Source organism: Lysinibacillus sp. NPDC086135, assembly GCF_044746345.1.
Classification (GTDB): domain Bacteria; phylum Bacillota; class Bacilli; order Bacillales_A; family Planococcaceae; genus Lysinibacillus.
The window spans coordinates 13,537-37,803 of record NZ_JBIVCA010000028.1; the positions used below are offsets into that span (position 1 = coordinate 13,537).

At 38.2% G+C, this 24,267-nt stretch carries 24 protein-coding genes and 3 tRNA genes; 23 read left to right on the forward strand and 4 right to left on the reverse strand.

From position 1 onward, the window contains the following. The first annotated feature begins 86 nt into the window (after positions 1–86). The 23 genes from ACIPKN_RS24640 to ACIPKN_RS24750 all read left to right on the forward strand — a co-directional run bounded on the left by ACIPKN_RS24640 (position 87) and on the right by ACIPKN_RS24750 (position 23,004). The gene (locus tag ACIPKN_RS24640; RefSeq protein WP_400941302.1) at positions 87–1,298 is read left to right on the forward strand and encodes a resuscitation-promoting factor; all 1,212 of its coding nucleotides are present in this window, start codon (positions 87–89) and stop codon (positions 1,296–1,298) included. Between the two features lie 222 nt (positions 1,299–1,520). Next, a complete protein-coding gene (gene rnmV / locus ACIPKN_RS24645; protein WP_142510481.1) occupies positions 1,521–2,087 on the forward strand; it encodes a ribonuclease M5 in 567 nt (188 codons plus the stop codon). Continuing rightward, positions 2,080–2,961 (forward strand): 16S rRNA (adenine(1518)-N(6)/adenine(1519)-N(6))-dimethyltransferase RsmA, encoded by an 882-nt coding sequence (rsmA, locus tag ACIPKN_RS24650; RefSeq protein ID WP_400941305.1) that lies wholly within the window; start codon positions 2,080–2,082, stop codon positions 2,959–2,961. Before rnmV ends, rsmA begins: the two co-directional genes overlap by 8 nt. 158 nt (positions 2,962–3,119) lie before the next feature. Further along, positions 3,120–3,380, forward strand: coding sequence for a biofilm formation stimulator Veg (gene veg, locus ACIPKN_RS24655; RefSeq protein ID WP_142510483.1), 261 nt, complete (start codon positions 3,120–3,122; stop codon positions 3,378–3,380). A 106-nt stretch (positions 3,381–3,486) separates the two neighbouring features. Further along, positions 3,487–3,669, forward strand: a complete 183-nt coding sequence (locus ACIPKN_RS24660) for a small, acid-soluble spore protein, alpha/beta type (protein WP_053594103.1) — start codon at positions 3,487–3,489, stop codon at positions 3,667–3,669. 518 nt (positions 3,670–4,187) lie between these two features. Continuing rightward, the gene (gene ispE / locus ACIPKN_RS24665; protein WP_248717603.1) at positions 4,188–5,054 is read left to right on the forward strand and encodes a 4-(cytidine 5'-diphospho)-2-C-methyl-D-erythritol kinase; all 867 of its coding nucleotides are present in this window, start codon (positions 4,188–4,190) and stop codon (positions 5,052–5,054) included. A gap of 56 nt (positions 5,055–5,110) precedes the next feature. Beyond that, positions 5,111–5,944 carry a pur operon repressor gene (gene purR / locus ACIPKN_RS24670; RefSeq protein WP_142510485.1) on the forward strand — a complete coding sequence of 278 codons (834 nt, stop codon included), beginning with the start codon at positions 5,111–5,113 and terminating at the stop codon, positions 5,942–5,944. Further along, positions 5,941–6,315 carry a RidA family protein gene (locus ACIPKN_RS24675; RefSeq protein WP_142510486.1) on the forward strand — a complete coding sequence of 125 codons (375 nt, stop codon included), beginning with the start codon at positions 5,941–5,943 and terminating at the stop codon, positions 6,313–6,315. The genes purR and ACIPKN_RS24675 overlap by 4 nt, the downstream gene beginning before the upstream one ends. 398 nt (positions 6,316–6,713) lie before the next feature. After that, complete coding sequence (gene spoVG, locus ACIPKN_RS24680; protein WP_132364315.1) at positions 6,714–7,016, forward strand: septation regulator SpoVG; 303 nt, start codon at positions 6,714–6,716, stop codon at positions 7,014–7,016. A gap of 206 nt (positions 7,017–7,222) precedes the next feature. Then, positions 7,223–8,593, forward strand: coding sequence for a bifunctional UDP-N-acetylglucosamine diphosphorylase/glucosamine-1-phosphate N-acetyltransferase GlmU (glmU, locus tag ACIPKN_RS24685; RefSeq protein WP_400941311.1), 1,371 nt, complete (start codon positions 7,223–7,225; stop codon positions 8,591–8,593). A gap of 24 nt (positions 8,594–8,617) precedes the next feature. Further along, complete coding sequence (locus tag ACIPKN_RS24690) at positions 8,618–9,577, forward strand: ribose-phosphate diphosphokinase (RefSeq protein ID WP_132364320.1); 960 nt, start codon at positions 8,618–8,620, stop codon at positions 9,575–9,577. 786 nt (positions 9,578–10,363) lie between these two features. Further along, complete coding sequence (locus tag ACIPKN_RS24695; protein WP_142510488.1) at positions 10,364–10,954, forward strand: 50S ribosomal protein L25/general stress protein Ctc; 591 nt, start codon at positions 10,364–10,366, stop codon at positions 10,952–10,954. A gap of 267 nt (positions 10,955–11,221) precedes the next feature. Beyond that, entirely contained in the window at positions 11,222–11,782 is a 561-nt protein-coding gene (gene pth / locus ACIPKN_RS24700) for an aminoacyl-tRNA hydrolase (protein WP_400941315.1), read from the forward strand. Positions 11,783–12,209: 427 nt separating this feature from the next. Then, positions 12,210–12,437 carry an anti-sigma-F factor Fin gene (locus tag ACIPKN_RS24705; protein ID WP_400941318.1) on the forward strand — a complete coding sequence of 76 codons (228 nt, stop codon included), beginning with the start codon at positions 12,210–12,212 and terminating at the stop codon, positions 12,435–12,437. A 452-nt stretch (positions 12,438–12,889) separates the two neighbouring features. Next, positions 12,890–16,402, forward strand: a complete 3,513-nt coding sequence (gene mfd, locus ACIPKN_RS24710) for a transcription-repair coupling factor (RefSeq protein ID WP_400941321.1) — start codon at positions 12,890–12,892, stop codon at positions 16,400–16,402. A 510-nt stretch (positions 16,403–16,912) separates the two neighbouring features. Then, a complete protein-coding gene (gene spoVT / locus ACIPKN_RS24715; protein ID WP_142510491.1) occupies positions 16,913–17,449 on the forward strand; it encodes a stage V sporulation protein T in 537 nt (178 codons plus the stop codon). 148 nt (positions 17,450–17,597) lie between these two features. Continuing rightward, positions 17,598–19,220: a putative polysaccharide biosynthesis protein gene (locus tag ACIPKN_RS24720; protein WP_400941325.1), complete on the forward strand. Its 1,623-nt coding sequence runs from the start codon at positions 17,598–17,600 to the stop codon at positions 19,218–19,220. A 9-nt stretch (positions 19,221–19,229) separates the two neighbouring features. Further along, positions 19,230–20,690: a bifunctional methyltransferase/pyrophosphohydrolase YabN gene (gene yabN / locus ACIPKN_RS24725; protein ID WP_400941328.1), complete on the forward strand. Its 1,461-nt coding sequence runs from the start codon at positions 19,230–19,232 to the stop codon at positions 20,688–20,690. 4 nt (positions 20,691–20,694) lie between these two features. Next, positions 20,695–20,985 (forward strand): RNA-binding S4 domain-containing protein, encoded by a 291-nt coding sequence (locus ACIPKN_RS24730; protein WP_132364343.1) that lies wholly within the window; start codon positions 20,695–20,697, stop codon positions 20,983–20,985. A gap of 159 nt (positions 20,986–21,144) precedes the next feature. Beyond that, the gene (yabP, locus tag ACIPKN_RS24735; RefSeq protein WP_004229167.1) at positions 21,145–21,444 is read left to right on the forward strand and encodes a sporulation protein YabP; all 300 of its coding nucleotides are present in this window, start codon (positions 21,145–21,147) and stop codon (positions 21,442–21,444) included. Then, positions 21,441–21,932 (forward strand): spore cortex biosynthesis protein YabQ, encoded by a 492-nt coding sequence (gene yabQ / locus ACIPKN_RS24740; RefSeq protein ID WP_400941332.1) that lies wholly within the window; start codon positions 21,441–21,443, stop codon positions 21,930–21,932. The genes yabP and yabQ overlap by 4 nt, the downstream gene beginning before the upstream one ends. A gap of 17 nt (positions 21,933–21,949) precedes the next feature. After that, positions 21,950–22,414, forward strand: coding sequence for an FtsB family cell division protein (locus ACIPKN_RS24745; RefSeq protein ID WP_400941334.1), 465 nt, complete (start codon positions 21,950–21,952; stop codon positions 22,412–22,414). 134 nt (positions 22,415–22,548) lie between these two features. Continuing rightward, the gene (locus ACIPKN_RS24750) at positions 22,549–23,004 is read left to right on the forward strand and encodes a S1 domain-containing RNA-binding protein (RefSeq protein ID WP_323657028.1); all 456 of its coding nucleotides are present in this window, start codon (positions 22,549–22,551) and stop codon (positions 23,002–23,004) included. A gap of 150 nt (positions 23,005–23,154) precedes the next feature. On the opposite strand, the gene ACIPKN_RS24755 is transcribed toward ACIPKN_RS24750, so the two are convergent. From ACIPKN_RS24755 to ACIPKN_RS24770, 4 genes are all read right to left on the reverse strand, one after another. Continuing rightward, positions 23,155–23,406: a hypothetical protein gene (locus tag ACIPKN_RS24755; protein ID WP_400941337.1), complete on the reverse strand. Its 252-nt coding sequence runs from the start codon at positions 23,404–23,406 to the stop codon at positions 23,155–23,157. 380 nt (positions 23,407–23,786) lie between these two features. Beyond that, positions 23,787–23,858: transfer RNA gene (locus ACIPKN_RS24760), tRNA-Glu, on the reverse strand. 5 nt (positions 23,859–23,863) lie between these two features. Beyond that, a tRNA-Met gene (locus ACIPKN_RS24765) sits at positions 23,864–23,940 on the reverse strand. A gap of 11 nt (positions 23,941–23,951) precedes the next feature. Continuing rightward, positions 23,952–24,026: transfer RNA gene (locus tag ACIPKN_RS24770), tRNA-Gly, on the reverse strand. Positions 24,027–24,267 lie beyond the last annotated feature (241 nt).

Below are 24,267 nucleotides of genomic sequence, written 5' to 3' on the forward strand. Positions count from 1 at the left end.
TGTCAATTTTCTTTGAAATACATTCGGGTTGACAGTGCCAAATCTAGTACGTATAATCCAACTTTGTATTAAGGAGGCGTTTTTTCATGTCAAATAATTCCATGAAAAACTTGTTCTTAGGATCATTGAGGAGTAAGCAAACAGTGATAAGCATTATTTCACTTGTCCTGTTTGTATCTGTAATTTCATTTGTACTTTATCAAGGTACTAAAAAGTCCGTAACGCTTGATGCGAACGGAGAAACAATCGAAGTAACAACACATGCCAAAACTGTAGAACAATTATTACAAGATCAAAATATAGACATAGCAGAGCATGACAAAATATCACCCTCTCTGAACACCAAAATTGTTAATGGATTAGCAATTTCATGGGAACAGGCAAAAGAAATAACTATTTCAGTTGATGGAAATCAGTCAAAAGTTTGGACAACTGAAACACAAGTGAAAGACATTTTGAAAGAAGCAAATATTGAAGTATCAGAGCATGACTCATTAGTACAAAGTCTAGATACAGAAATAGGAGCAGACAACAAGATTGATATTCAAAAGGCGTTTCAAGTATCGCTTGTCGATGGCGTAAACAAGAGACAAGTATGGTCCACTTCGACTACGGTCGCTAACTTTTTAAAACAACAAGGAATTCAACTAAATGAATTCGATCGTGTCGAGAATAACCTGAAGGACGTAATCACTCCGCAGAGTAAAATCACAGTAGTTCGCGTAGAAAAGGTTATCGATGTAGTGGAAGAATCTTTAGATTTCGCAATTGAAAAGAAGCAGGATGCTTCATTGCAAAAAGGAAAACAAAAAGTTGTAACAGCAGGCCAAAAAGGATTAATGACTAAAACGTTTGAAGTTGTGAAAGAGAATGGCCAAGTTGTAGCTAAAAATCTACAATCAGAAAAAGTTGTAAAAGAATCGCAAAAGCAAGTGGTTGCAGTAGGTACTAAAACTGTAGTAGCTAGTGCTGCGACTGTATCACGTGGTTCATCAGAGCCAGCTAGTGGTAAAGAATTTTATGTAACGGCAACCGCTTATACACCTAATTGTAACGGCTGCTCGGGGATATCTGCCACTGGAATTAATTTAAAATCAGGATCGGGGTTGAAAGTAATAGCTGTAGACCCTTCTGTTATAAAGCTTGGTTCAAAAGTTTGGGTTGAAGGCTATGGAACAGCTATTGCAGGAGATACTGGTGGTGCAATTAAGGGTAATCGGATCGACATACTTGTACAATCTGAATCCCAAGCTAGTAATTGGGGAGTAAGGAAAGTGCGTGTAAAAGTATTAAATTAAAAAAATTGTAAAATTAATCAAAAATGTTTTTCACTATTATTAGCTTTCCTGTTTTGACTGGCGGGAAAGCTTTTTTATTTTTTTCCGTAATTTGTTTTGGAGAATCACCGATAGCAAAATTAGGGGGGGAATATTATAAAGGTGAATAGCCGTGTATTTCTGTACAATCGTACAGGGCAGTTGTAAAATGGTCTGAAGATAAGGTAGAAAAGAGGAGCCTTTTTGCAAATAAAAGAAATCATTGTTGTTGAAGGAAAAGATGATACAACAGCTATTAAGCGAGCTGTACAAGCAGATACTATAGAAACGAATGGATCGGCTATTTCAGAGGAAACACTGAAGAGAATTCAACATGCACAGGATAAAAGAGGTGTTATTGTTTTTACTGATCCAGATTATCCAGGACGTCGAATTCGTTCCATTATCGAGGAGCATGTAAAAGGTGTAAAACACGCTTTTTTACCGAAAGCCAAAACAATTGCGAAAAACGGTAAAGGACTAGGCATTGAGCATGCAGCAGATGAAGATATACGTGAGGCGCTGCAACATGTCTATACCCCAAATGAGGGTGAATCAACCACAGATGATATCACTCTCGAAGATTTAATGACGGCACATTTAATTGGCCATCCGCGGGCGAAGACTCGACGTGATCGTCTTGGGGAAATTTTGAATATCGGTGCAACAAACGGCAAACAGCTTCATAAAAGATTGAAAATGTTTCAAATTACAGAAAAGCAATTTGGTGCGGCAATCGCACAGTTAGATCAGGAGGAAAACGATGCATAAGGATATTGCAACACCAATTAGAACACAGGAAATTTTAAAAAAATATGGATTTTCATTTAAAAAAAGCTTAGGTCAAAATTTTTTAATAGATCCGAACATTTTACGAAATATTGTTAGTCATGCAAATTTAACTGAAAATAGTGGTGCAATCGAAGTTGGTCCTGGCATTGGAGCATTAACAGAGCATTTAGCAAGAAGTGCAAAAAAGGTTGTATCTTTTGAAATTGATCAGCGATTATTACCTGTATTAGAAGATACACTTAGCCCATATAATAATGTAACTATTGTACATTCAGATGTTTTAAAGGCGGATGTTGCTAAAGTGATTCAGGAAGAGATGCCGGGTATTGAGGATATTATGGTTGTAGCGAATTTACCTTATTATGTGACGACACCGATTTTAATGAAATTACTCAATGAACGTTTGCCGATTCGCGGTTTCGTTGTCATGATGCAAAAGGAAGTTGCAGATCGTATTACAGCTAAGCCTGGAACGAAGGAGTACGGTTCTTTATCAATTGCGATTCAATATTATGTAAAGGCGGATATTGCCATGACGGTACCGAAAACTGTTTTTATGCCGCAACCAAACGTGGATTCTGCAGTGATCCGTCTTATTAAGCATGATGAACCTCCAGTAAACGTAATTGATGAGGATTTTTTATTCGTTGTTACTCGTGCGTCGTTTGTACAACGACGAAAAACGATCTTCAATAATTTACAATCAGGTTTACCAAATGGGAAGGTACACAAAGAAAAAATTATGGATGCTTTAAAAGCGGTAAATATTGAACCGACACGTCGGGGAGAGACCTTAACCATTCAAGAGTTTGGAAAATTAGCCGATGCACTATACCCTACATTTGCAAAGTAAAAAAATTTTGTTAACATTTTTGGGTATAAGTAAAAAAAACATGCCCTTTTTATGAAAAATAAGTTGACAAAATTTATTAGAGGCTGATAAAATATTATATTTTGTTGACATTTTTGGGCGAATCGCTTATACTATTTATTAGTGAGGTGTAAGCGAAAATGCCAAAAACTTTAGCGGACATTAAAAAGTCGTTGGATTGTCATTTGGGTAAACGTTTGCAGTTAAGAGCAAACGGAGGTCGCAAGAAAACGGTCGAGTGTGCAGGGGTATTGCGTGAGACATATCGCGCTATCTTTGTAGTTGAGCTTGATCAAGAAGACAATGCGTGCAAACGCGTATCGTATAGCTACACAGATATTTTAACTGAGGCAGTAGAGATTACATTTTTAGACGAAGCAAAAGCTGCTATCGCAAAATAGTTTCTAGTACTTTTTCTATATTTTGAAACACTCATGTAAAAACTACATGAGTGTTTTGCTTTTTCTGGGGCATACTAAAATCGTCAGTTGTTAAGGAGGAGTTTATATGCCTAGAAAAGGTATCATGTCACCTCGTTTAAAGGAAGAGATCGCTAAAGAGCTTGGATTTTATGATGTTGTGCAACGAGAAGGCTGGGGCGGCATAAAAGCTCGAGACGCCGGTAATATGGTCAAACGTGCCATTGAAATGGCTGAAAGAGCAAGTAGTGAGCAAGAGCATAATAAGTAGCCTCTTTGTGAAAATAGACCACTTATTATTTTGAAACTTCAATTACAGGATGAAAACTTCCTGTATACACAACAACACGACTGACGAAAGAGAACCGTTACACCAAATAGGGGTATACGGTTCTTTTTTTCCATTTTCACATTCCCATTATGGTAAAATAAAATGAATAATCTTGTGAAAGATGAATGAAAGTTTATCTTCATTCAGAAAATGTTTTATATAGCGAAGTGAACGCCAGTTACTGATGTTTTGTAACAGTTACAGAAGACTCCTACATCTAAAGGCAGAAGGAAGTGTAATTTTTATTCAGGGTGTATTAAAATATCAAACTGAATGATCTGTCAGATGTTACGGTTTTAAAGGACAAGCTAGGAGGTTAGCCTTAACTCTCCATGCGTGCGATAAGGCTTACTAACCTGCAATTTAAAATTAGGAGCATTGTTTATCTGTGCGAGGCGAAGTGTCAGTAAATTGCGCTAATGCGTAATTGATAAGTGTAGCTATAAGGAGGAAGAAAGATGCTTTATGTAAAGGCGCCTGCAAAAATAAATTTAACATTAGATGTGCTTTATAAAAGACCAGATAATTTCCATGAGGTAGAGATGGTCATGACAACTGTGGATTTAGCAGATCGTATTTGCCTAGAATCTCGAGAAGATGGCGTAATTGAAATAATTTCTACTGATAATTTCGTGCCAAATGATCACCGGAATTTTGCTTATCAGGCAGCGCGTCTAGTTAAAGATACATACGGCATTGGACAAGGTGTATCCATTACTATAGAAAAAGAAATACCGATCGCAGCAGGATTAGCAGGTGGCAGTAGCGATGCAGCTGCTACACTAAAGGGTTTAAATGAGCTGTGGAATTTAGGATTATCTATAGATGAGTTAGCGGAATTAGGTGCGAAAATTGGTTCGGATGTTTCATTTTGTGTCTATGGTGGCACAGCATTAGCAACGGGGCGTGGAGAAAAAATTCAGGAATTGCCTGCACCACCAAATTGTTGGGTAGTCTTAGCTAAACCTAAAATAGGTGTCTCTACTGCAGAAGTGTATGGAGGATTAAAGGTTGAAGGGTTAGAACATCCAAATACGAAGCAAATGATTCATGCTATTGAAACGGAAGATTATGACCTACTCTGTGCATCATTAGGGAATGTTTTGGAAACTGTAACTTTTAAGCTACATCCAGAAGTAGTAATGTTAAAGGAGCAAATGAGGCGCTTTGGCGCAGATGCAACATTAATGAGTGGAAGCGGTCCGACGGTGTTTGGTTTAGTGGATAGTGAAGCTCGAGTGAGCCGAATTTATAATGGTTTACGTGGTTTTTGTGAAGAAGTATATGCCGTTCGGATTTTGGGCGAGCGAAATACACTTGCTTAAAACCGCAAATTTATGTTAATTTTACCTATAAATATTCGTGTTTAGGAGAGGGTCGCATGAAATGGAAGCGTAGTGAACGACTAGTTGATATGACGTACTATTTACTAGAACATCCACATCAGCTGATCCCGCTAACTTATTTTTCTGAACTATATCAATCTGCAAAGTCTTCTATTAGTGAAGATTTGACGATTGTAAAAGAAACTTTCGAAGAAAAAGGAATCGGGTTATTGATGACAGTACCGGGCGCTGCAGGAGGAGTTAAGTATATTCCTAAAATGTCCGAGGCTGAGGTCCGTTTAGTTATTAATGATTTAAAGGCGGAGCTTGAGCATTCAGATCGTTTGTTACCAGGCGGTTATTTATTTATGACGGACTTACTCGGCAATCCAGATTTAATTAATCGGGTTGGAAAGGTATTTGCATCCGCATTTGCTGATCAACAAATTGACGTCATAATGACTGTCGCAACGAAGGGAATTTCTATTGCCCACGCGATTGCAAGACATTTAAATGTACCAGTTGTTGTTGTCAGAAGAGATAGTAAGGTAACTGAAGGCTCTACAGTCAGCATTAACTATGTATCGGGTTCTTCCAGAAGAATTCAGACAATGGTATTATCAAAAAGAAGCATGAAGAGTGGGCAACGAGTGCTTATTACTGACGACTTTATGAAGGTCGGTGGTACAATGAATGGCATGAAAAATCTATTAGAGGAATTTGATTGTCAGCTAGCTGGTATTGCAGTGCTTGTAGAGGCTGAGCATGCAGACGAAACTTTAGTAGATGATTATTATTCACTAGTAAAGCTTCATGAGGTCAATGAAAAAGACCGTACAATTGCATTAAGTGAAGGTAACTATTTTTCTAAAAGGGGAAATGACAAATGAAAGTAGTAGCAACAACAAATGCACCAGCAGCAATTGGACCATATTCACAAGGGATTATTGTAAATGGCATGTTTTATAGCTCAGGTCAGATTCCGCTAACAGCAACAGGCGAATTAGTGGAAGGCGATATCACTGTTCAAACAAATCAAGTATTTGCAAATTTAAAAGCAGTTTTAGCTGCTGCTGGATCATCTTTGGACAATGTTATTAAAACAACCGTTTTTATGAAGGATATGAACGACTTTGTTGCAATGAACGAAGTATATGCTAGCCACTTTGGTGATCATAAACCAGCTCGTTCAGCAGTAGAGGTTGCACGTCTGCCAAAAGATGTGCGCGTAGAAATTGAAGTTATTGCCATCGTTAAATAAGAATTTTTTAAAGCTCACTAGAAGAGAAGCTCTTTTAGTGGGTTTTTTTATTTTCATTCAGCAAATGATTGTTGTAACGTCAGCTACAAGTGTTTTCAGCGCGAAAGCGAAGCGAGTGGCGATCGCTGATAAAGACAAACCTGCTAATAAAACTCTGAAAAGTAAATCCGTTTTACTGTGAAACGTTGAATGGTTAACCCACAATTACGTTCAAAGTCATACCAATCTGAAAGGGAGACTGACAAAAAATTGTCAAATTTAAAGTAAATTAAAGGAAATATTATACTGTTGAGTATTCAAATTTTTTAGATAATTTGGTAGACTAGAAAAAGGAAAATATTCGGTAATAAAGAATATTATATTTTCATTTAGACATCTAGAAGAGAGGTGGTGAGAAAATGGAAGTTACTGATGTAAGGTTACGTCGTGTACAGACGGATGGTCGCATGCGTGCGATTGCTTCCATTACACTCGACAATGAGTTCGTAGTTCATGATATTCGTGTGATTGATGGCAATACAGGTTTGTTCGTTGCTATGCCAAGTAAACGAACGCCAGACGGTGAATTTAGAGATATTGCACATCCTATCAATTCTACTACTCGTAATAAAATTCAGGAGATAATTTTAAACGAGTACCATAATTCAAGCGAGGTAGAAGCAACAGAAAAACCAGAAGAATTAGAAGGAATTGGCGTATAGTTAAAAAGAGCTCTTCTTAATTGGAGAGTTCTTTTCATTTTGAGAATAAGAGAAAACGAGCAGTTTTAGGACATACATATTAACATTCGAGCAAAAGGTGCATTTGATTTGGAAATTCATCTTTTTGTCAAGTCAACATGCCTTGAAAATAGATGGATTTTGCTATATAGTCATAAGAGAAAATGAGCGTATTGGAGGACTTACAGATGAGCAACATTTTTGCTGTCATTTTGGCTGCAGGTCAAGGTACACGTATGAAGTCCAAATTATATAAAGTGCTCCATCCAGTATGTGGGAAGCCAATGGTACAACATGTGGTGGATCACATTCAAACGTTAGATGTGAATCGCATTGTAACGGTTGTAGGACATGGTGCAGAAAAGGTGAAACAACAGCTTGGCGATAAAAGCGAGTATGTTTTACAGGCTGAACAGTTAGGGACAGCTCATGCTGTACAACAGGCTGAGGCAATTTTAGGTAGCGAGGAAGGGACAACACTAGTTGTTTGTGGCGATACACCACTTATTCGCCCTGAAACGATGCAAGCTTTGTTCGAGCATCATCAAGCAAAGAATGCAAAAGCAACAATTTTAACAGCTATTGCTGAAAATCCAACAGGCTATGGTCGTATTTTACGTGGCGACAATGGACAAGTGGAACAAATTGTTGAGCAAAAGGATGCTTCAGCAGAGCAGCAATTAGTTAAAGAGATTAATACGGGCACATATTGCTTCGATAATAAAGCGTTATTTGAGACATTAAAGCTTGTGAAAAATGACAATGCTCAGGGTGAGTATTATTTACCTGATGTGATTGAAATTTTACAAAAACAAGGCGATGTCGTTGAAGCATTTGTAACGGAAGATTTTGAAGAAACACTTGGTGTCAATGATCGTGTTGCTCTGTCTCAAGCAGAGACGCTAATGCGTACAAGAATTAATGAAAAGCATATGCGTAACGGTGTCACAATTATTAATCCAGAAACCACATATATTAGTGTAGATGCAATGATTGGTCGTGATACTGTCATCCAACCAGGTTCTATGATTGAAGGTACAACTGTTATCGGTGAAGATTGTATAATCGGGCCTAACACACAAATCGTAGATAGCCGTATTGGTGATCGAACAACTGTGCATTCTTCTGTTGTGCGTGAAAGCGTTGTAGCAGAAGAAACAGCTATTGGACCGTTTGCACATATTCGACCACTTTCTGACATTGGTAGCCATGTGAAGATTGGTAACTTTGTAGAAGTGAAGAAAAGTAAACTAGGTAATGACACGAAAGTATCACACTTAAGCTATATTGGCGATGCTGATATCGGAAGTAATGTCAATATTGGCTGTGGTTCCATTACAGTAAACTATGATGGGAAAAACAAGTTCCAAACAGTTATTGAAGATGATGTATTTGTAGGATGTAATACTAACTTAGTAGCGCCAGTGAAAGTTGGAAAAGGTTCATTTATTGCAGCAGGATCTACAATTACAAAAGAAGTTCCTGAGGATGCACTTGCAATCGCTCGTGCAAGACAAGAAAACAAACCGAATTACGTAAGTAAATTAAATTCAAAATAATTATCAACTAAACAGGAGGCCATCATGCCGTATCATTATGCAAACTCACAATTAAAAATATTTTCACTTAATTCTAATAATCCACTTGCTCAAGAAATTGCTCAAGAAATGGGTGTTGAATTAGGTAAATCTTCTGTTAAGCACTTCAGCGATGGTGAGGTTCAAATTAGCATTGAAGAAAGTATTCGTGGTTGTGATGTGTTTATCGTGCAATCTACTTCTGCACCTGTAAACGAACATTTAATGGAGCTTTTAATTATGGTAGACGCTGTAAAACGCGCATCTGCTCGTACAGTAAACGTTGTAATGCCTTACTATGGCTATGCTCGTCAAGACCGCAAAGCAAAAGCACGCGAGCCAATTACAGCTAAATTAGTAGCAAACTTACTTGAAACAGCTGGTGCAACACGTGTGATCGTTTTAGATTTACATGCACCTCAAATCCAAGGTTTCTTCGATATTTTAATCGACCACTTGATGGCAGTTCCTTTATTATCGGATTACTTTAAAACAAAAGGTATCCCAGAAGATGAAATCGTTATTGTTTCTCCAGACCATGGTGGTGTAACACGTGCTCGTAAAATGGCAGAACGTTTAAAAGCACCTATTGCAATTATTGACAAACGCCGTCCGAAACCAAATGTTGCAGAAGTAATGAACATTGTTGGTAATGTTGATGGTAAAGTGGCAATCTTGATTGATGATATTATTGATACTGCAGGTACGATTACAATTGGCGCGGATGCATTACGTGCAGCTGGTGCGAAAGAAGTTTATGCTTGTTGTTCTCACCCAGTATTATCAGGTCCGGCAATCGAGCGTATCGAAAACTCGTCGATTAAAGAATTAGTTGTAACAAATACAATCCAACTTCCTGAAGAGAAAAAATCTCCAAAAATTACAGAGCTTTCAGTCGCTAAATTGATGGCAGATGCAATCTCTCGTGTCTATGAAAATAAATCTGTAAGTACTCTATTTGATTAATATAAAGCAAGTTTACCTTGGCGTAATTGCGTCCGGATTTTGAATTGCGCGTGCACAATTTATTCCTTTCAAAATTCGTGATATTCGCCGGGGGCTTTATCTTCACTTAGCAGATGTGATGGAACACATCCGCATTCATCTCTCTACCTTCAAGATGAGAGTGTTCTGTTGAATGAAGATAAATAAACACCACATGCAGTAAGATGTGACGTATTAAGGACAAATCTACGTTTGCAAGTAGATTTGTCCTTTTTTATATGTCCTATTTGTTTGAATTTTCTTATAAAAGGGTATAATAGAAATTGTGACTTAATAATATTTACTCTACTTTATAAAAAATAGTTTACCGCCTAAGGTTGGGATACATTTTGTTAAGACGTAAGTTATATGAATAAGTTGATTCGAGTGGAGGCTGGGCGACTCCTTGGGGATCAGCGTCACAGATGAGAGCCTGGAGCTCAAGCGAAGCGGCTCTCGGACGCTTCTGGTCGAAATGAAGATCAACCCCACGCCATGGCGATGAACCAAAAAAATAAAGGTAAATATTATTATAGCCTTAACAAATGTCATTAATTTAACTTATGTAGCGAAAGCAAAGCAGCAGCTACAAATGTCTTTTGTACCGAAAGCGTACAGAAGTCTCCTACCTCTTTAGGTGGTGAGATGAATGCGGATTTAAGCTGCTTTTCAGAGGGTATTCAAGCACCTGCTGAAAGAAGTAATAATTCGAAAGTAGTGACATTCTAATAAGGCGTAAATAATTTTTCTTGGAAGGGGAAGATAGATATGAGTACAGTATTAAGTGTTAAAACGCGCGAAGCTGGGCATCGTTCGACATTAACCCAACTTAGAAAAGGGGGAGCCATTCCTGCGGTTATTTACGGCTATAATTTAGATTCGACCCCAATTTCTATTTCAGCGAATGAATTCAGAAAATCCATTCAAAAGAATGGGCAAAACGGTGTGTTTTTGATGGAGTTAGATGGGAAAAAAGTGAATGTTGTTGTGTCTGAAATTCAACAATGTTCTATGAAAGATGAAGTAAATCATATCGACTTTTTAGCAATTAATATGTCCGAAGCGATAGAGTCTGAGGTGCCTATTAAACTCGTTGGAGAGTCAGTTGGTATTAGTTTAGGTGGCATATTAATGCAGCCTAACTTAGACGTAAAAATTAAAGTAAAGCCAGCAGATATCCCAGAAGCTATTGAAGTTGATATTACTGAGCTTAAAATTGGTGAAACAATTACAGTAGCAGATATTCGAGATACGATTGATTTTGAGATTATCAGTGAAGATGATCATACATTGGTAACAATTATGGCTCCAGTCGCAGCTGTTGAAGAAACGGCAGACATTGCACAGGAACAAGAGTAAAAAGATATGTTAAGGAAAGGCTACTAAGGAAGACTAAAAACTTCTTTAGTAGCCTTTTGAATTTAATGGTCGACATTATTCGTATGTTTGCTTTTGCTTCTTTAATTACGGCATGTATTATTTTACCGATATGTATGGTTAAAGTGAGGATTTCAAATAATATCAAGCCATTATTGAACTTTTACTTTCAAAAACTGTACAAACTGCTTTCTTAGCGTATGATATGGTAAAATAATGACTATTAGATTTGAAAGAAGAGGAGTACTTATGAAAATTATCGTTGGTTTAGGAAATCCGGGTAAGCCTTATGAGCATACAAGACATAATATTGGCTTCGATGTTATTGATGCATTAGCTGAAAAATGGGGTACACCTTTAACTAATTCAAAGTTTAATGGTATGTATGCAACGGTACATCGTCCAGAAGGAAAGGTTCTACTTGTTAAACCTTTAACATATATGAATTTATCGGGGGAGTGTGTTGGGCCCCTTATGAACTATTTTGATATTGATGTGGAAGACTTAATTGTTATTTATGACGATTTAGATTTAGAAACAGGAAAATTGCGCCTGCGTCAAAAAGGAAGTGCGGGTGGACATAATGGTATTAAATCATTAATTCAGCATTTAGGTATACAAGAATTTAATCGCATACGTGTTGGGGTTAATCGCCCACCAGCTGGTATGAAGGTAGCAGATTATGTGTTATCAAAATTTTCAAAAGAAGATCAAGCTATTGTTGGCGAAGCTGTTGAAAAATGTGTAGATGCTGTAGAAGAATCTCTTTCAAAGCCATTTCTTGATGTGATGAATCGCTTTAACGGGTAATAATGGATTAAAGCGTAGTGTGGATATTACAGTTGTTTTACGCCTAAAGCTGGGGAAATATTTTGTTAAAACTTATGTTATATAAATAAGTTGATCTTCGTTCCGATTGGGCGACTCCTTGGGGATCAGCAATAGAGGAACGAAGGCTACAACCATCACGTCCTGTGATAACGCTTTCGTGTCCAATATCGTGCCGCTGCGCTATCGCACAGAAGCATTTGCCGCTACCGCTGCGCTTTCGCGCAAAAAAACATTTGTTGACCTAAGCGGCTCATCGGACGTCCCTAGGAAAGCGCCCGGTTGGTACGAAAATCAACCCAAGTTTCTATATTCTAAATGGCGCTAAGGCGGAATTGGAAGTGCATAATCTGTTTTAGAAATGTCTATACTTTAAGTAGTAAGTTGCTTAAAGGAGGATGATTTGGAGATGTCAGTTCGCTATCGATGTCGTCATTGTGAAGTAGAAATAGGAACACTACCATTTGATGCAGATGATACAATTCGAAAACTACATATTTTCGAAATGGGTGAAGCGGATGATTATGTTGAGAAAGATCGGCATGGTCACACGACGGTGCACTGCATTTGTGAGCAATGTGAGGATTCACTGAAACAATATCCAGATTATCACGCACTCAATAAATGGATTCAATGATTGGAAGGATGCTTTGGCGCACATCTAGTGCGTTCAAAGCTTTTTCCATTTAAGTTTTATGTACTGAAAGCGTAGCGACAGGTACAGAAGTCTCCCACCTTTATAGGTGGTGTGATGAATGTGGTTTTAAGTCACTTTTCAGCGGGTTCCAAACAGCCGCTGAATAGAGGAACTCAGGAAGAACTCATATCCTGTGAAAATGCCTGAGTGACCAACATCGTGCTGCTGACGCTGCGTTAGCACTACGCTTTCGCGCAAAAGACATCTGTTGGCCAAAAGCCTCCGGCGGATGTCAAGGAATCGGAAAGGAGTACCTTGTGCAAGCACAAAGCCGATTCCGGACGCAATTATGCCGAGGCATAATTGATAAAAAATACAATAAAGATGCATATTATAGTACTAGATTACTAGTAATGGTGAATAGAATTATGCGCTGAGAGGAGCTTTTGACATTGGAAGTTTTACGACAGCTTGTGATGCAGGACAAACATATCACATCATTTTTACAGGAGATTCAGAGCGGTCATTCTGCAACACAGCTTATAACAGGATTAACAGGAAGCGCGCGCCCGGTAATGGTCGATGCGTTATTTGAATATGTAAAAAAACCTATTTATATTGTATCTCCTAATCTATTGCAGGCACAAAAAATGGTTGACGAGCTGGCGGGACTTTTAGGTGAGGAGCATGTTCATTATTATCCTGCCGATGAGTTTATTGCTGCAGATTTGTCTGTTGCCTCTCCAGAGTTACGAGCTGAGCGTATTGCAACGCTTGATTGCCTAGCAAGAGGCGAAAAAGCTGTTTATGTGATACCAGTTGCGGGCTTACGCAAAATAATGCAGCCTAAAGAGCATTGGCAACAGTATTTTTTACAAATTTCAGTAGGCGAAGATATTCAGATTGATGAATGGCTACAAACGTTAGTAGAGATGGGGTACGTGCGTAATTCGATGGTGACAACACCTGGAGAGTTTGCGCTACGTGGAGGGATATTAGATATATATCCACCATATTTAGAGGAGCCGATTCGTATAGAATTATTTGATACGGAAGTTGACTCGATTCGAACATTTTCTGCGGACGATCAACGTTCCATTGATAAATTGCAGAAGGTTCGTATTCTACCAGCGTCAGAAGTTATTTTGACAAAGGAAGAAAGAATGACTTTGGCAGGCCGTTTAGAAGCTGCATTAGCGACAAGTTTAAAGAAAGTCAAAAAGCAGGAGACGAAGGAATTACTGTATCAGCATATTCAATATGATATTGAATTGTTACAACAAGGGAATTTACCGGACTATGTAAATAAATATGGTTCGTTATTATATGAGAAAACAGCCTATTTAGGAGATTATTTTGTACAGGATGGCATTGTGCTGTTTGATGAGCTAGGACGTATTCAGGAGGTTATGGATGCCTGGGAGCGTGAAGAGGATGAATGGTTTTTATCATTAATTGAAGAAGGAAAAATGGTGCATGATGTAAAGCCAGCATTCTCCTTGAAAGAAATTCTAGCAATGCTGTCTCAACAAAAACTATATTTCTCATTATTTTCACGAACTTTTGCAGGTGTATCCTTTAATAAGACGACGAACTTTTCTTGCAAGCCAATGCAACAATTTCATGGCCAAATGTCATTATTACAAAGTGAGATTGAACGCTGGCTGCTTGGTAAATTTACAGTACTAATTGTTGCGAGAGATAAAGATCGTGTTAAACGTGTACAGCAAATGCTCGGAGAATATGATATTCATACGACAATTGGTAAGCCGACAGAAGCCGGTATTTATATTGTGGATGGCTCACTATCTAGTGGCTTTGAATTACCACTACAACGCTTGGTGATTGTCACAGAGGATGAGCTATTTAAACAACAGGCGAAGAAAAAGGCACGTCCTCAAAAAATGACGAACGCAGAACGTATTAAAAGCTATACAGAAATTAAACCGGGCGACTATGTTGTACATGTACATCACGGTATTGGGAAATATATAGGCTTAGAAACATTAGAGGTAAATGGTACACATAAGGATTACTTACACATTCGATACCGTGCTGATGATAAGTTATATGTTCCAGTAGAGCAAATAGATTTAATCCAAAAATATGTAGCATCTGAAGACCGAGAACCGAAGCTACATAAATTAGGTGGAGCAGAGTGGAAAAAAGCTAAAGCAAAGGTATCCTCTGCTGTGCAAGATATCGCTGATGATTTAATTAAGCTGTATGCGAAACGTGAAGCAGAGAAAGGCCATGCATTCGCGATTGACAACGACGATCAGCGTAATTTTGAGGCTTCTTTCCCTTATGAAGAAACAGAGGATCAGCTACGGTCAATTATCGAAGTAAAACGTGATATGGAGCGTGAGCGTCCGATGGATCGTCTTGTATGTGGAGACGTAGGGTACGGTAAAACAGAGGTAGCGATTCGCGCGGCATTTAAAGCAATTCAAGATGGCAAGCAGGTAGCGTTCCTTGTGCCGACAACGATTTTAGCGCAGCAACATTACGAAACGATTTGTGAGAGATTCCAAGACTTTGCTATTAATGTAGGTCTCTTGTCTCGTTTCCGCACAAAAAAAGAGCAAACAGCGACGTTAAAGGGTTTAAAAGAAGGGCAAGTTGATATTGTCGTTGGAACGCATCGGATTTTATCTAAAGATTTAACATTCCAAGACCTTGGACTGCTGATTGTTGATGAGGAGCAACGTTTTGGTGTAACGCATAAGGAAAAAATTAAACAACTAAAGACGAATGTTGATGTATTAACGCTAACGGCAACTCCAATTCCAAGAACACTTCATATGTCGATGGTAGGTGTTCGTGATTTATCGGTAATTGAAACGCCACCAGCGAACCGTTTCCCTGTGCAAACTTATGTAATGGAGCATAGCGGTGCATTAGTGCGGGAAGCTATTGAGAGAGAAATGGCGCGTGGTGGGCAAGTATTCTACTTATACAATCGTGTAGAAGATATGGCTCGTAAGGTTGATGAAATTCAAATGCTTGTCCCAGAAGCGCGTATTGGGCATGCACATGGCAAAATGAAGGAATCAGAATTAGAATCTGTTATATTAGCCTTTTTAGAAGGTGACTATGATGTGCTTGTAACGACAACCATTATTGAGACTGGCGTGGATATACCAAACGTTAACACATTGATTGTTCATGATGCGGATCGAATGGGCTTAGCGCAACTTTATCAATTGCGGGGACGTGTTGGGCGTTCTAATAGGGTGGCGTATGCTTACTTTATGTATCAACGTGATAAAGTTCTTACGGATGTAGCTGAGCAAAGATTACAGGCGATTAAAGAATTTACAGAGTTAGGTTCAGGATTTAAAATTGCTATGCGTGACTTATCTATTCGTGGTGCTGGAAATCTACTTGGAGCGCAGCAGCATGGCTTTATTGATTCTGTTGGTTTTGACTTGTATTCACAAATGCTGGAAGAGGCGATTGCTGAGCGCCAAACAGGTGTGAAAAAAGAAGAGAAGCCTGACATTGAAATTTTATTGAGTGTGGATGCGTATATCCCGGATGTATACATCCCCGACGGCTATCAAAAAATTCAAATGTATAAACGTATAAAAGCAATGGATCAAGTGGAGGAGTACAGCGAAATCATAGAGGAATTACAGGATCGTTTTGGTGATCTTCCAATTGAAACAGAGCGTTTACTGCGAGTTGCGCGTATGAAGGTATGGGGCTTAGGTACAGGTGTATTGTCTGTAAAAGAAAAGCAAAAAATCATCACAATATTGTTGTCAGAAGAAGGTACAGGGCAAGTTGATGGCGGTAAAATTGTGGAAGAATCTATGCAATTTGAACGTGCTGTCGGGTTTGGTATGGATGGTATGCAATTGAAATTAACGATTGATGAACGAAAGTGTGGGAAATATCAACCCTTTGATATTTTAGAAGAAATGATGCATATTATTGCTGACGCAAAAAAACAACAATAGAAGAAAAGCTGATCTTATCTCCTAGGATAATGATCAGCTTTTTATTGTTAAAAACAAAAAATTACAAGGGAAACTCTGTGAATGTTGTAGCTCTTTATCTTCATTTGTTAATTTTACTGTAGACTGTGTGGCTCCTTAGAGATCAATATTACAAATTGAGACTCAGGAGCTAGACAGTAGGGAAAATAAGGGTAAAAGTATCACTTTTTGTTATGGTTCTTTTGTGATAAACATCCTTTTGTCTTATTGACGTAATGGTAAAGGTTGAATTATTATTGTTTCTTGTTAAAAATATTTTATAAATTATTTATAAAAATTTGTTTTTGTGGTTAATCTAAGATAAGTTGATTGAAGTTGAAAATTCTACAGGTATTTGTTTAGGTTTTAAGGCCTTTTTTGAAAATATTGTTGGATGTGAAATCCTTTTTCTTCAGTTTTTGCATAGATTGCTTCATAAAAAACCATACTAAAATTGAAAAAATTTCATTGTAGCGAAAGCGAGGATTAAGAATGAAGGCAACAGGAATTGTTCGTCGTATTGATGATTTAGGGCGTGTGGTTATTCCAAAAGAAATTCGTAGAACGTTACGTATTCGTGAGGGAGACCCGCTAGAAATTTATACAGACCGTGAAGGTGAAGTCATTTTAAAGAAATATTCTCCAATTAACGATTTGGGGGAATTTGCAAGAGAGTATGTGGAAACATTATATGAAACGTTAGGTACTCCAGCTTTTGTAACTGACCGAGATGAAGTAATTGCTGTCTCAGGGATCGGTAAAAAAGAGTATATTAATCGTCGTATTACATCCTTTGCGGAAAGTTTTATGGACGAACGTTCAACAAAAATAGAAAAAATGGAAACAACTATCGAGATTGTTCCTGGACAATATGAGCAAGTTAAGTCTTATTGTGCAACGCCTATTATGGTAAACGGTGATCCGATCGGCTGTATTATCGTTTTGTCTAAAGTACATTTTATCGGTGAAGTTGAAGTGAAAGTTGCTGAAACAGCTGCTAACTTCTTAGCTAAACAAATGAATAGTTGATGAGAATTGAAAGTTATTGCGCTGGCCTTTTTAGGCTGAACAATAACTTTTTTTCGTACATAGTTTTACGGTAGTGCTACCCGCGCGCGTCAAACTTTGGAGATATGCTATACTATTGGCATTGTTAAAGAAGGAAAGAGGGCAATTTATGTCGGAACGTTTTGGCATGAAAAGCTACATGAAGGGAGCGGCCTTACTTACAATTGCTGCTCTTGTTGTGAAGGTTCTTAGTGCAATTTATCGTGTGCCTTTTCAAAATCTTGTTGGTGATGAAGGGTTTTATATTTATCAGCAGGTGTATCCGGTTATATCTATTTTTGTCGTATGGACAGCTAGTGGATTTGCAGTAGCTATTTCTAAAATGCTTGCAGATAATGATTGTATTTTAGACCCGCTAGAGAGGGATCAGAAACGAAGCGGTATTATGCGTATTGTCTTTCGTTATTTAACAGTACTATCGTTATTGTTTTTTGTCGCTTTATTTAGTGGTGCTGAAATAATTGCACAGCTTATGGGCGATACTCAGCTTGCGCCTTTAATACGGACGGGTTCATTTATAGTACTTGTTATGCCAGCACATGCTATTTTAAAGGGCGGGTTTCAATCGAGAGGCGTTATGGAGCCGATTGCTTATGCGCAAGTCCTTGAACAGGCTGTGAGAGTATCAGTCATTTTAGCAGGAACATTTATCATTATGAAGACGACAGAATCACTATATAGTGCTGGACAAATGGCTATCATAGGTACAGTTATTGGCGAAATTGTAGGCTTTGTATTACTTGCGTTTATTTTTAAAAAACGTTTTGGTTTATTTAATGATAAGAAACAACAGCGGCGTATCGAAAGTTTCCCCATTATTAAAGAGGTAACATTGCTAAGTTTAAGTGTGAGCATGAGTGGTCTATTGTTACTTGGCTATCAGTTAGTTGATTCCTTTACAATTTATTCGCTATTAATAGATGGTGGAATGGATCAGACGGTAGCTAAGGCAACAAAAGGCGTTTATGATCGCGGGCAGCCATTGGTACAGCTCGGAGTTGTCATTGCTTCTTCACTTTCACTTGCTATTGTGCCCCTTGTCGCGCATATGTCCAGACAACAGGAAGGCCGTAGTGCAATTCCGTTTATTCAACTAACGTATAAAGCGTCTGTATTATTTGGCTGGGCGGCATCTCTAGGTTTAATACTCGTTATGCCGTATATTAATGCCATGCTCTTTAAAACAGATGCACTGTCGGAAGTACTTATGGTATATGTATTACAAATTGTGCCATTGTCGGTTATTTTAACATTTACAGCTACTTTGCAAGGCTATGGAAAATTAAAAAAGCCAGCTTTATTTTTGATTATAGGTTTTATGTTAAAAATAATATTGAATGTGCTGACAATTGGTTTATTTGGTGTATTAGGTGCAGCTATTGCTAACAATGTGGGTCTTTTGTTTACTGCTCTAATGCTTATTTTTTATTTAAAGAGAATGACTGCTATTCAATTAGCGTCAGCCAATTTTTATAAAAAAGTTGGAATTGCATCACTCAGCATGGCAGCTGTAGTGCTAGTTTGGCTGCAGTTTATACCACCGTTGTTAAACCAATTTTTATCACCTCGATTTGTCGCGGTGGTAGCCGGTTTTTCAGCCGTGTGTTTAGGAGCGTTTGTAATGATCACCATAATTGCTAAGTTACGAGTACTAGTCGAAAAAGAGTGGTACTTACTACCGTTTGGGCGCAAAATGGCAGTTTATCAATTATGGTTAAATCGGAAAAAGTAGGTGGATTGATTGAATACTTTAACAGTTATAGGTCTAGGTGCGGGTGATTTTAATCAGTTGCAAATGGGTGTCTATAAAAAACTAAAAGCGGCAAGAAAATTATATGTTCGTACAGTGGATCATCCGGTATTAGAAGAATTATCTGCTGAGGGCTTACAATTTGAAAGCTTTGACGCAGTCTATGAAAAACATAATTCGTTCCAGCCTGTGTATGAGGAAATTGCAGAAAAGCTTGTGGCTGCTACAACAAATGAAGATGTCATGTACGCTGTACCGGGGCATCCACTTGTCGCAGAGCAGACTGTACAATTGCTTATTGCTGCTGCGGATGAGGGAAAAGTAAAACTAGTCATTGAAGGTGGGCAAAGCTTTTTAGATCCAATATTTGGCGCGTTAAAGATCGACCCAATTGAGGGTTTTCAACTGCTGGATGGCACTAGCTTTTCTATGCATGACATTAACATGCGTCAACATATTTTAATAGCCCAAGTATATGATACATTTAGTGCATCAGAAGTAAAGCTAACGTTAATGGAGAAATACAATGACGAATACCCTGTTACAGTCGTTACAGCAGCAGGCTCGTCACAGGAAAAATTAGTGACAGTACCACTTTATGAGCTCGACCAAAGCGTTGAGGTGGATAATTTAACAACGGTATATGTGCCGCCTGTGAAATCACAAGAGGATGCTTTACGAGACTGGACAACTTTCCGTCAAATTATTGCTGTTTTACGAGGTCCGGATGGCTGTCCGTGGGATCAAAAGCAAACACATGAGTCACTGAAAAAATATTTACTAGAAGAAGCACACGAATATTTGGCAGCAGTAGATGCAGAGGATGACTTTGCGATGATCGAGGAGCTTGGAGATGTACTGTTACAAGTGTTCCTTCATGCACAAATCGGAGAAGATCAAGGTTACTTTACGTTGGAAGATGTATTGGCTTCGATAAGTGAAAAAATGATTCGTCGACACCCGCATGTATTTGGAGATGTATCGGTGGAAGATGCAGAGGGTGTTGTAGCAAACTGGGAAGTTATAAAAGCGGAAGAAAAGGGTATAAGTGATAAGCCACTATTAAAAGAGGAATACCGGGCGTCCTCTGCTCTACAAACAGCCTATAATTATCAAAAAAGAGCTGCGAAGGTAGGATTTGATTGGCCTGATGTAGAGGGCGCATGGGACAAGTTTGCAGAGGAATGGCAGGAATTTCGTAATGAAGTGACGAAAGGTACAAATGCGTCACGTCTTGATGAATTTGGGGATGTCTTGTTCACACTTGTGAATTTAGCGCGTTTCTATAAGCTATCTCCAGAAGAGGCTATGTTACATGCGAATGAGAAGTTTGCGAGACGCTTTGGTTACGTGGAAGCAAAGGTAAAGGAAAGTGGAAAGCCATTTTCTAATTATACATTAGAACAATTAGATGCTTTCTGGAATGAAGCGAAGCAGCAAGAAAAGGAGTAAAAATATGCGATTAGATAAATTTTTAAAAGTATCACGTTTGATTAAACGTCGTACATTAGCGAAGGAAGTAGCAGACCAAGGCCGTATTACGATTAATGATAAGGTCGCGAAAGCTAGTAGTGCTGTTAAAGCTGGGGATGAGCTAGCTATTCGTTTTGGACAAAAAATTGTGACAGCACGTGTAGAGGAATTACGTGATACTGTGAAAAAAGAAGATGCCGCAAAAATGTTTACTATTTTGAAGGAAGAGCGTCTTGAAAAAATTGAACCTGAATTTATTGATGATGAGGACTAATGAATAATAGTGTAGGAGTCTTCTGAAGTTGTCGTTTAGCTTTTGCCATAAAGGTGCTGAAGTGGAGATAAAAGTGTAACAACTTTAATAAAGTTGTCATGCTTTTAAGGTTGTCCGCATAAAGTGAACAGAAGCTAGGACGACTAAAGGAGGAAAAAAATGACGCTACATCAAGAAAGTAACCGTTACACAATTCCATCTGGAGAACATATTTTAACGATTCGTAATCGTAAAAGAATGGACATGACTTCTGTAAAATCAATTGAACGCTTTGATCAGGAAGAATTTTTCATCAAGACGTCCCAAGGGCATTTGTTAATCCGTGGAGAAGAACTGCATATCGTTCACTTAGATGTTGACAAAGGGTTATTGACGCTTGAAGGAACTGTAAAAACTTTGCAGTATGACGAGGAGGAAAGTGGCTTCTCGAAAGGTTTCCTTCATAAATTGTTTGGATGATTGTTAGTGAACAATTTGTTCAGCTATTAGTCATGGTTTTGAGCGGTATAGCAGTTGGGTTCATTATTGATAGTGTAAGACTCATTGTTTTTTCAACTCCAAAAAGGTCAAGCCTTCGAAGATGGATGATGGTATTTGAACTACTTACCTGGATTCTGCTTGGAGGTCTGACATACTATTTGTTATTTTGGCTAAAAGATGGCGCTTGGCGGGCTTATGACCCGCTAGCGCAAATAGCCGGAATTTTTTTGTATCAAACGTTTTTTCAAACTTTTTTACGTTTCGTCGCAAGGGTTTTGGTGAATATAACATGGAGACCCCTGTGGTTCATCATACGACTAATAAGTGCTATTATTCGACAAATTTTTAAATTCTTAATAAGTATTTGTGCGTTTGTTTTAAGACCTTTTGTCAAAATTTATTCGTATTTGTCCAACACTTTTTTTAAAAAAGTTCGATTTATCAAGTATAATAAAAGACAACAATAATTTTCGGAGGTGCGGGCATGACTATACGTCGTTCATCAAATGATGATCAACAAAACTATACTAAACTTGATAATGACTATGTCCGTAACACGGATAAAGCTATAAATCGTAAAATTCAAGCGCGAAAACGGAAAATGCGCCGTATTGCCTTTTTTGCGATTGTGCCAGTCGTTATTATTGCCTTTCTCTTAAATATACTTTTGAATCAAAATGAAACGCTAGCTGCAAAAGAGCAAGAAAAGGTTGAAGCGAAGAAGCATCTTTCTGAATTGAAAGATGAGCGAGATTCGTTAAATCTTAAAATTAAACAGTTAGAGGATGATGAGTATATCGCAAAATTATTACGCAAAGATTATTTTCTATCCGAAAAAGGTGAAATAATTTTCATTATACCGGACGAAAAAGGGCAAAAAGGCGATATACCGGAGAAAAAAGATAAAAAAGACAGCATATCAGAAAAGAAAGGTAAAAAAGAAGACTGAAAAGCTATGTATTGTTGACACTCTTTTATTGTTATATATAATGAAAAGAGAAACTTATTGTAGTAAAAAGTTTGATTAAATTGATTACATGACTCAAATGAGTCGCTTAATTTTTAAGGAGGAGCATTTTTTTTATGTCAATTGAAGTAGGCAGCAAGGTACAAGGTAAAGTAACAGGAATCACAAATTTTGGAGCATTCGTTGAGCTGCCAGACGGCAAAACAGGCTTAGTACACATCAGTGAAGTTGCTGACAATTATGTTAAAGATATCAATGAGCATCTAAAAGTTGGAGATGAAGTTGAAGTAAAAGTGATGAATGTTGAAGCGGACGGGAAGATCGGTCTTTCAATCCGTAAAGCAAAGCCTCAAGCAGAGAGACCAGAGCGTCCAGAGCGTCCTGAGCGTCCAGAGCGTCCTGCACGTCCACGTCGCGATAATCGTTCTAATGATCGCAACGATCGTCATCAGCCGAAAGAGAATTTTGAGCAAAAAATGGCACGTTTCTTAAAAGATAGTGATGAACGTCTAGCAACACTTAAACGTGCTACAGAATCAAAACGCGGTGGTCGTGGAGCTAGAAGAGGGTAGTTTGCTGACTGTTTTAATCGTAGAAAAAGTGTATTAAATAGATTTGGGATTAGCTTTTTAATAAAGCTAATCCCTTTTTTTAATAATCTTTGCATACACCTCATCTAGCTATAAGTCGTAAAACCCTTCTAGTAGGATCTATGTGTCCTCCTAAAACGTGGATGTCGGTCTTTTCTTCTTTTTAGGAGCTTGTGCGGATGCTTGTTCTGTTAGTGTTTCTAAAGACTTTTCGGGTGGCTTAACGACCATTTTGACAAGTAAAAACACACCATAAACACTAACCGCTAATCCGGTGAGGAGTAAAAATGTTTGTACGGCAAATGGTAAATTAATAAGAATGGATACGAGAATAATCATAGAGCCACTTCCACAAATTAAAGCAGCTTTAGTTAATGAACCCAAAGGAAATAAACCTCCTAGTTTACACGCTTTTTTCATTATTAGTATGCCATATTTTTATTCTTATCACCATAACTTGGGTTAATTTTCGTTTCGGCTAGGACCTTCCGAGGGGACGTTAGGAGCAACGAGTGTTTTTTATGTGCGAAAGCGAAGCGACAGCAACAACGGGGTATTGTCTGTGTGAAGCGGTAGCAACGCAACAACAGCTGCAATAACAGAGGGAAACTGCTCATGTAACCATTATCGCAGGATGTTCCTAAACTGAAAGCTCCGGGGTCTCGGGTAGTAAAAGAATAAATAAATTCGATGTTTCTAGTATCCAACTTAAATGTGCAAAAAAATAGGCGCCTCAGAAATCGTTCTGAGACGCCTATTTGAGATGACCCCTACGGGATTCGAACCCGTGTTACCGCCGTGAAAGGGCGGTGTCTTAACCACTTGACCAAGGGGCCTACTATGGTGGCGGCCGAGGGGATCGAACCCCCGACCTTACGGGTATGAACCGTACGCTCTAGCCAGCTGAGCTAGGCCGCCATTAAATATTATGGAGCGGAAGACGAGGTTCGAACTCGCGACCCCCACCTTGGCAAGGTGGTGTTCTACCACTGAACTACTTCCGCATTTTGTCTTAAGCAACAAGTTATATAATACATGCCTTTGTAACTAACGTCAAGAGTTTTTTATAGAAAAATTAATAAAAATATATGGTTTTATAAATTATTTAACCTATTTTATACGAAAGTGAAACGGCAGTTACAAATGTTTTGGTAGCGAAAGCGAAGCGTCAGTTACAGAAGTAGTCTTCTACTGAATGAAGATAAATAGAATAAGTTTAACAAATGTCATCTACTACTTTTGGTA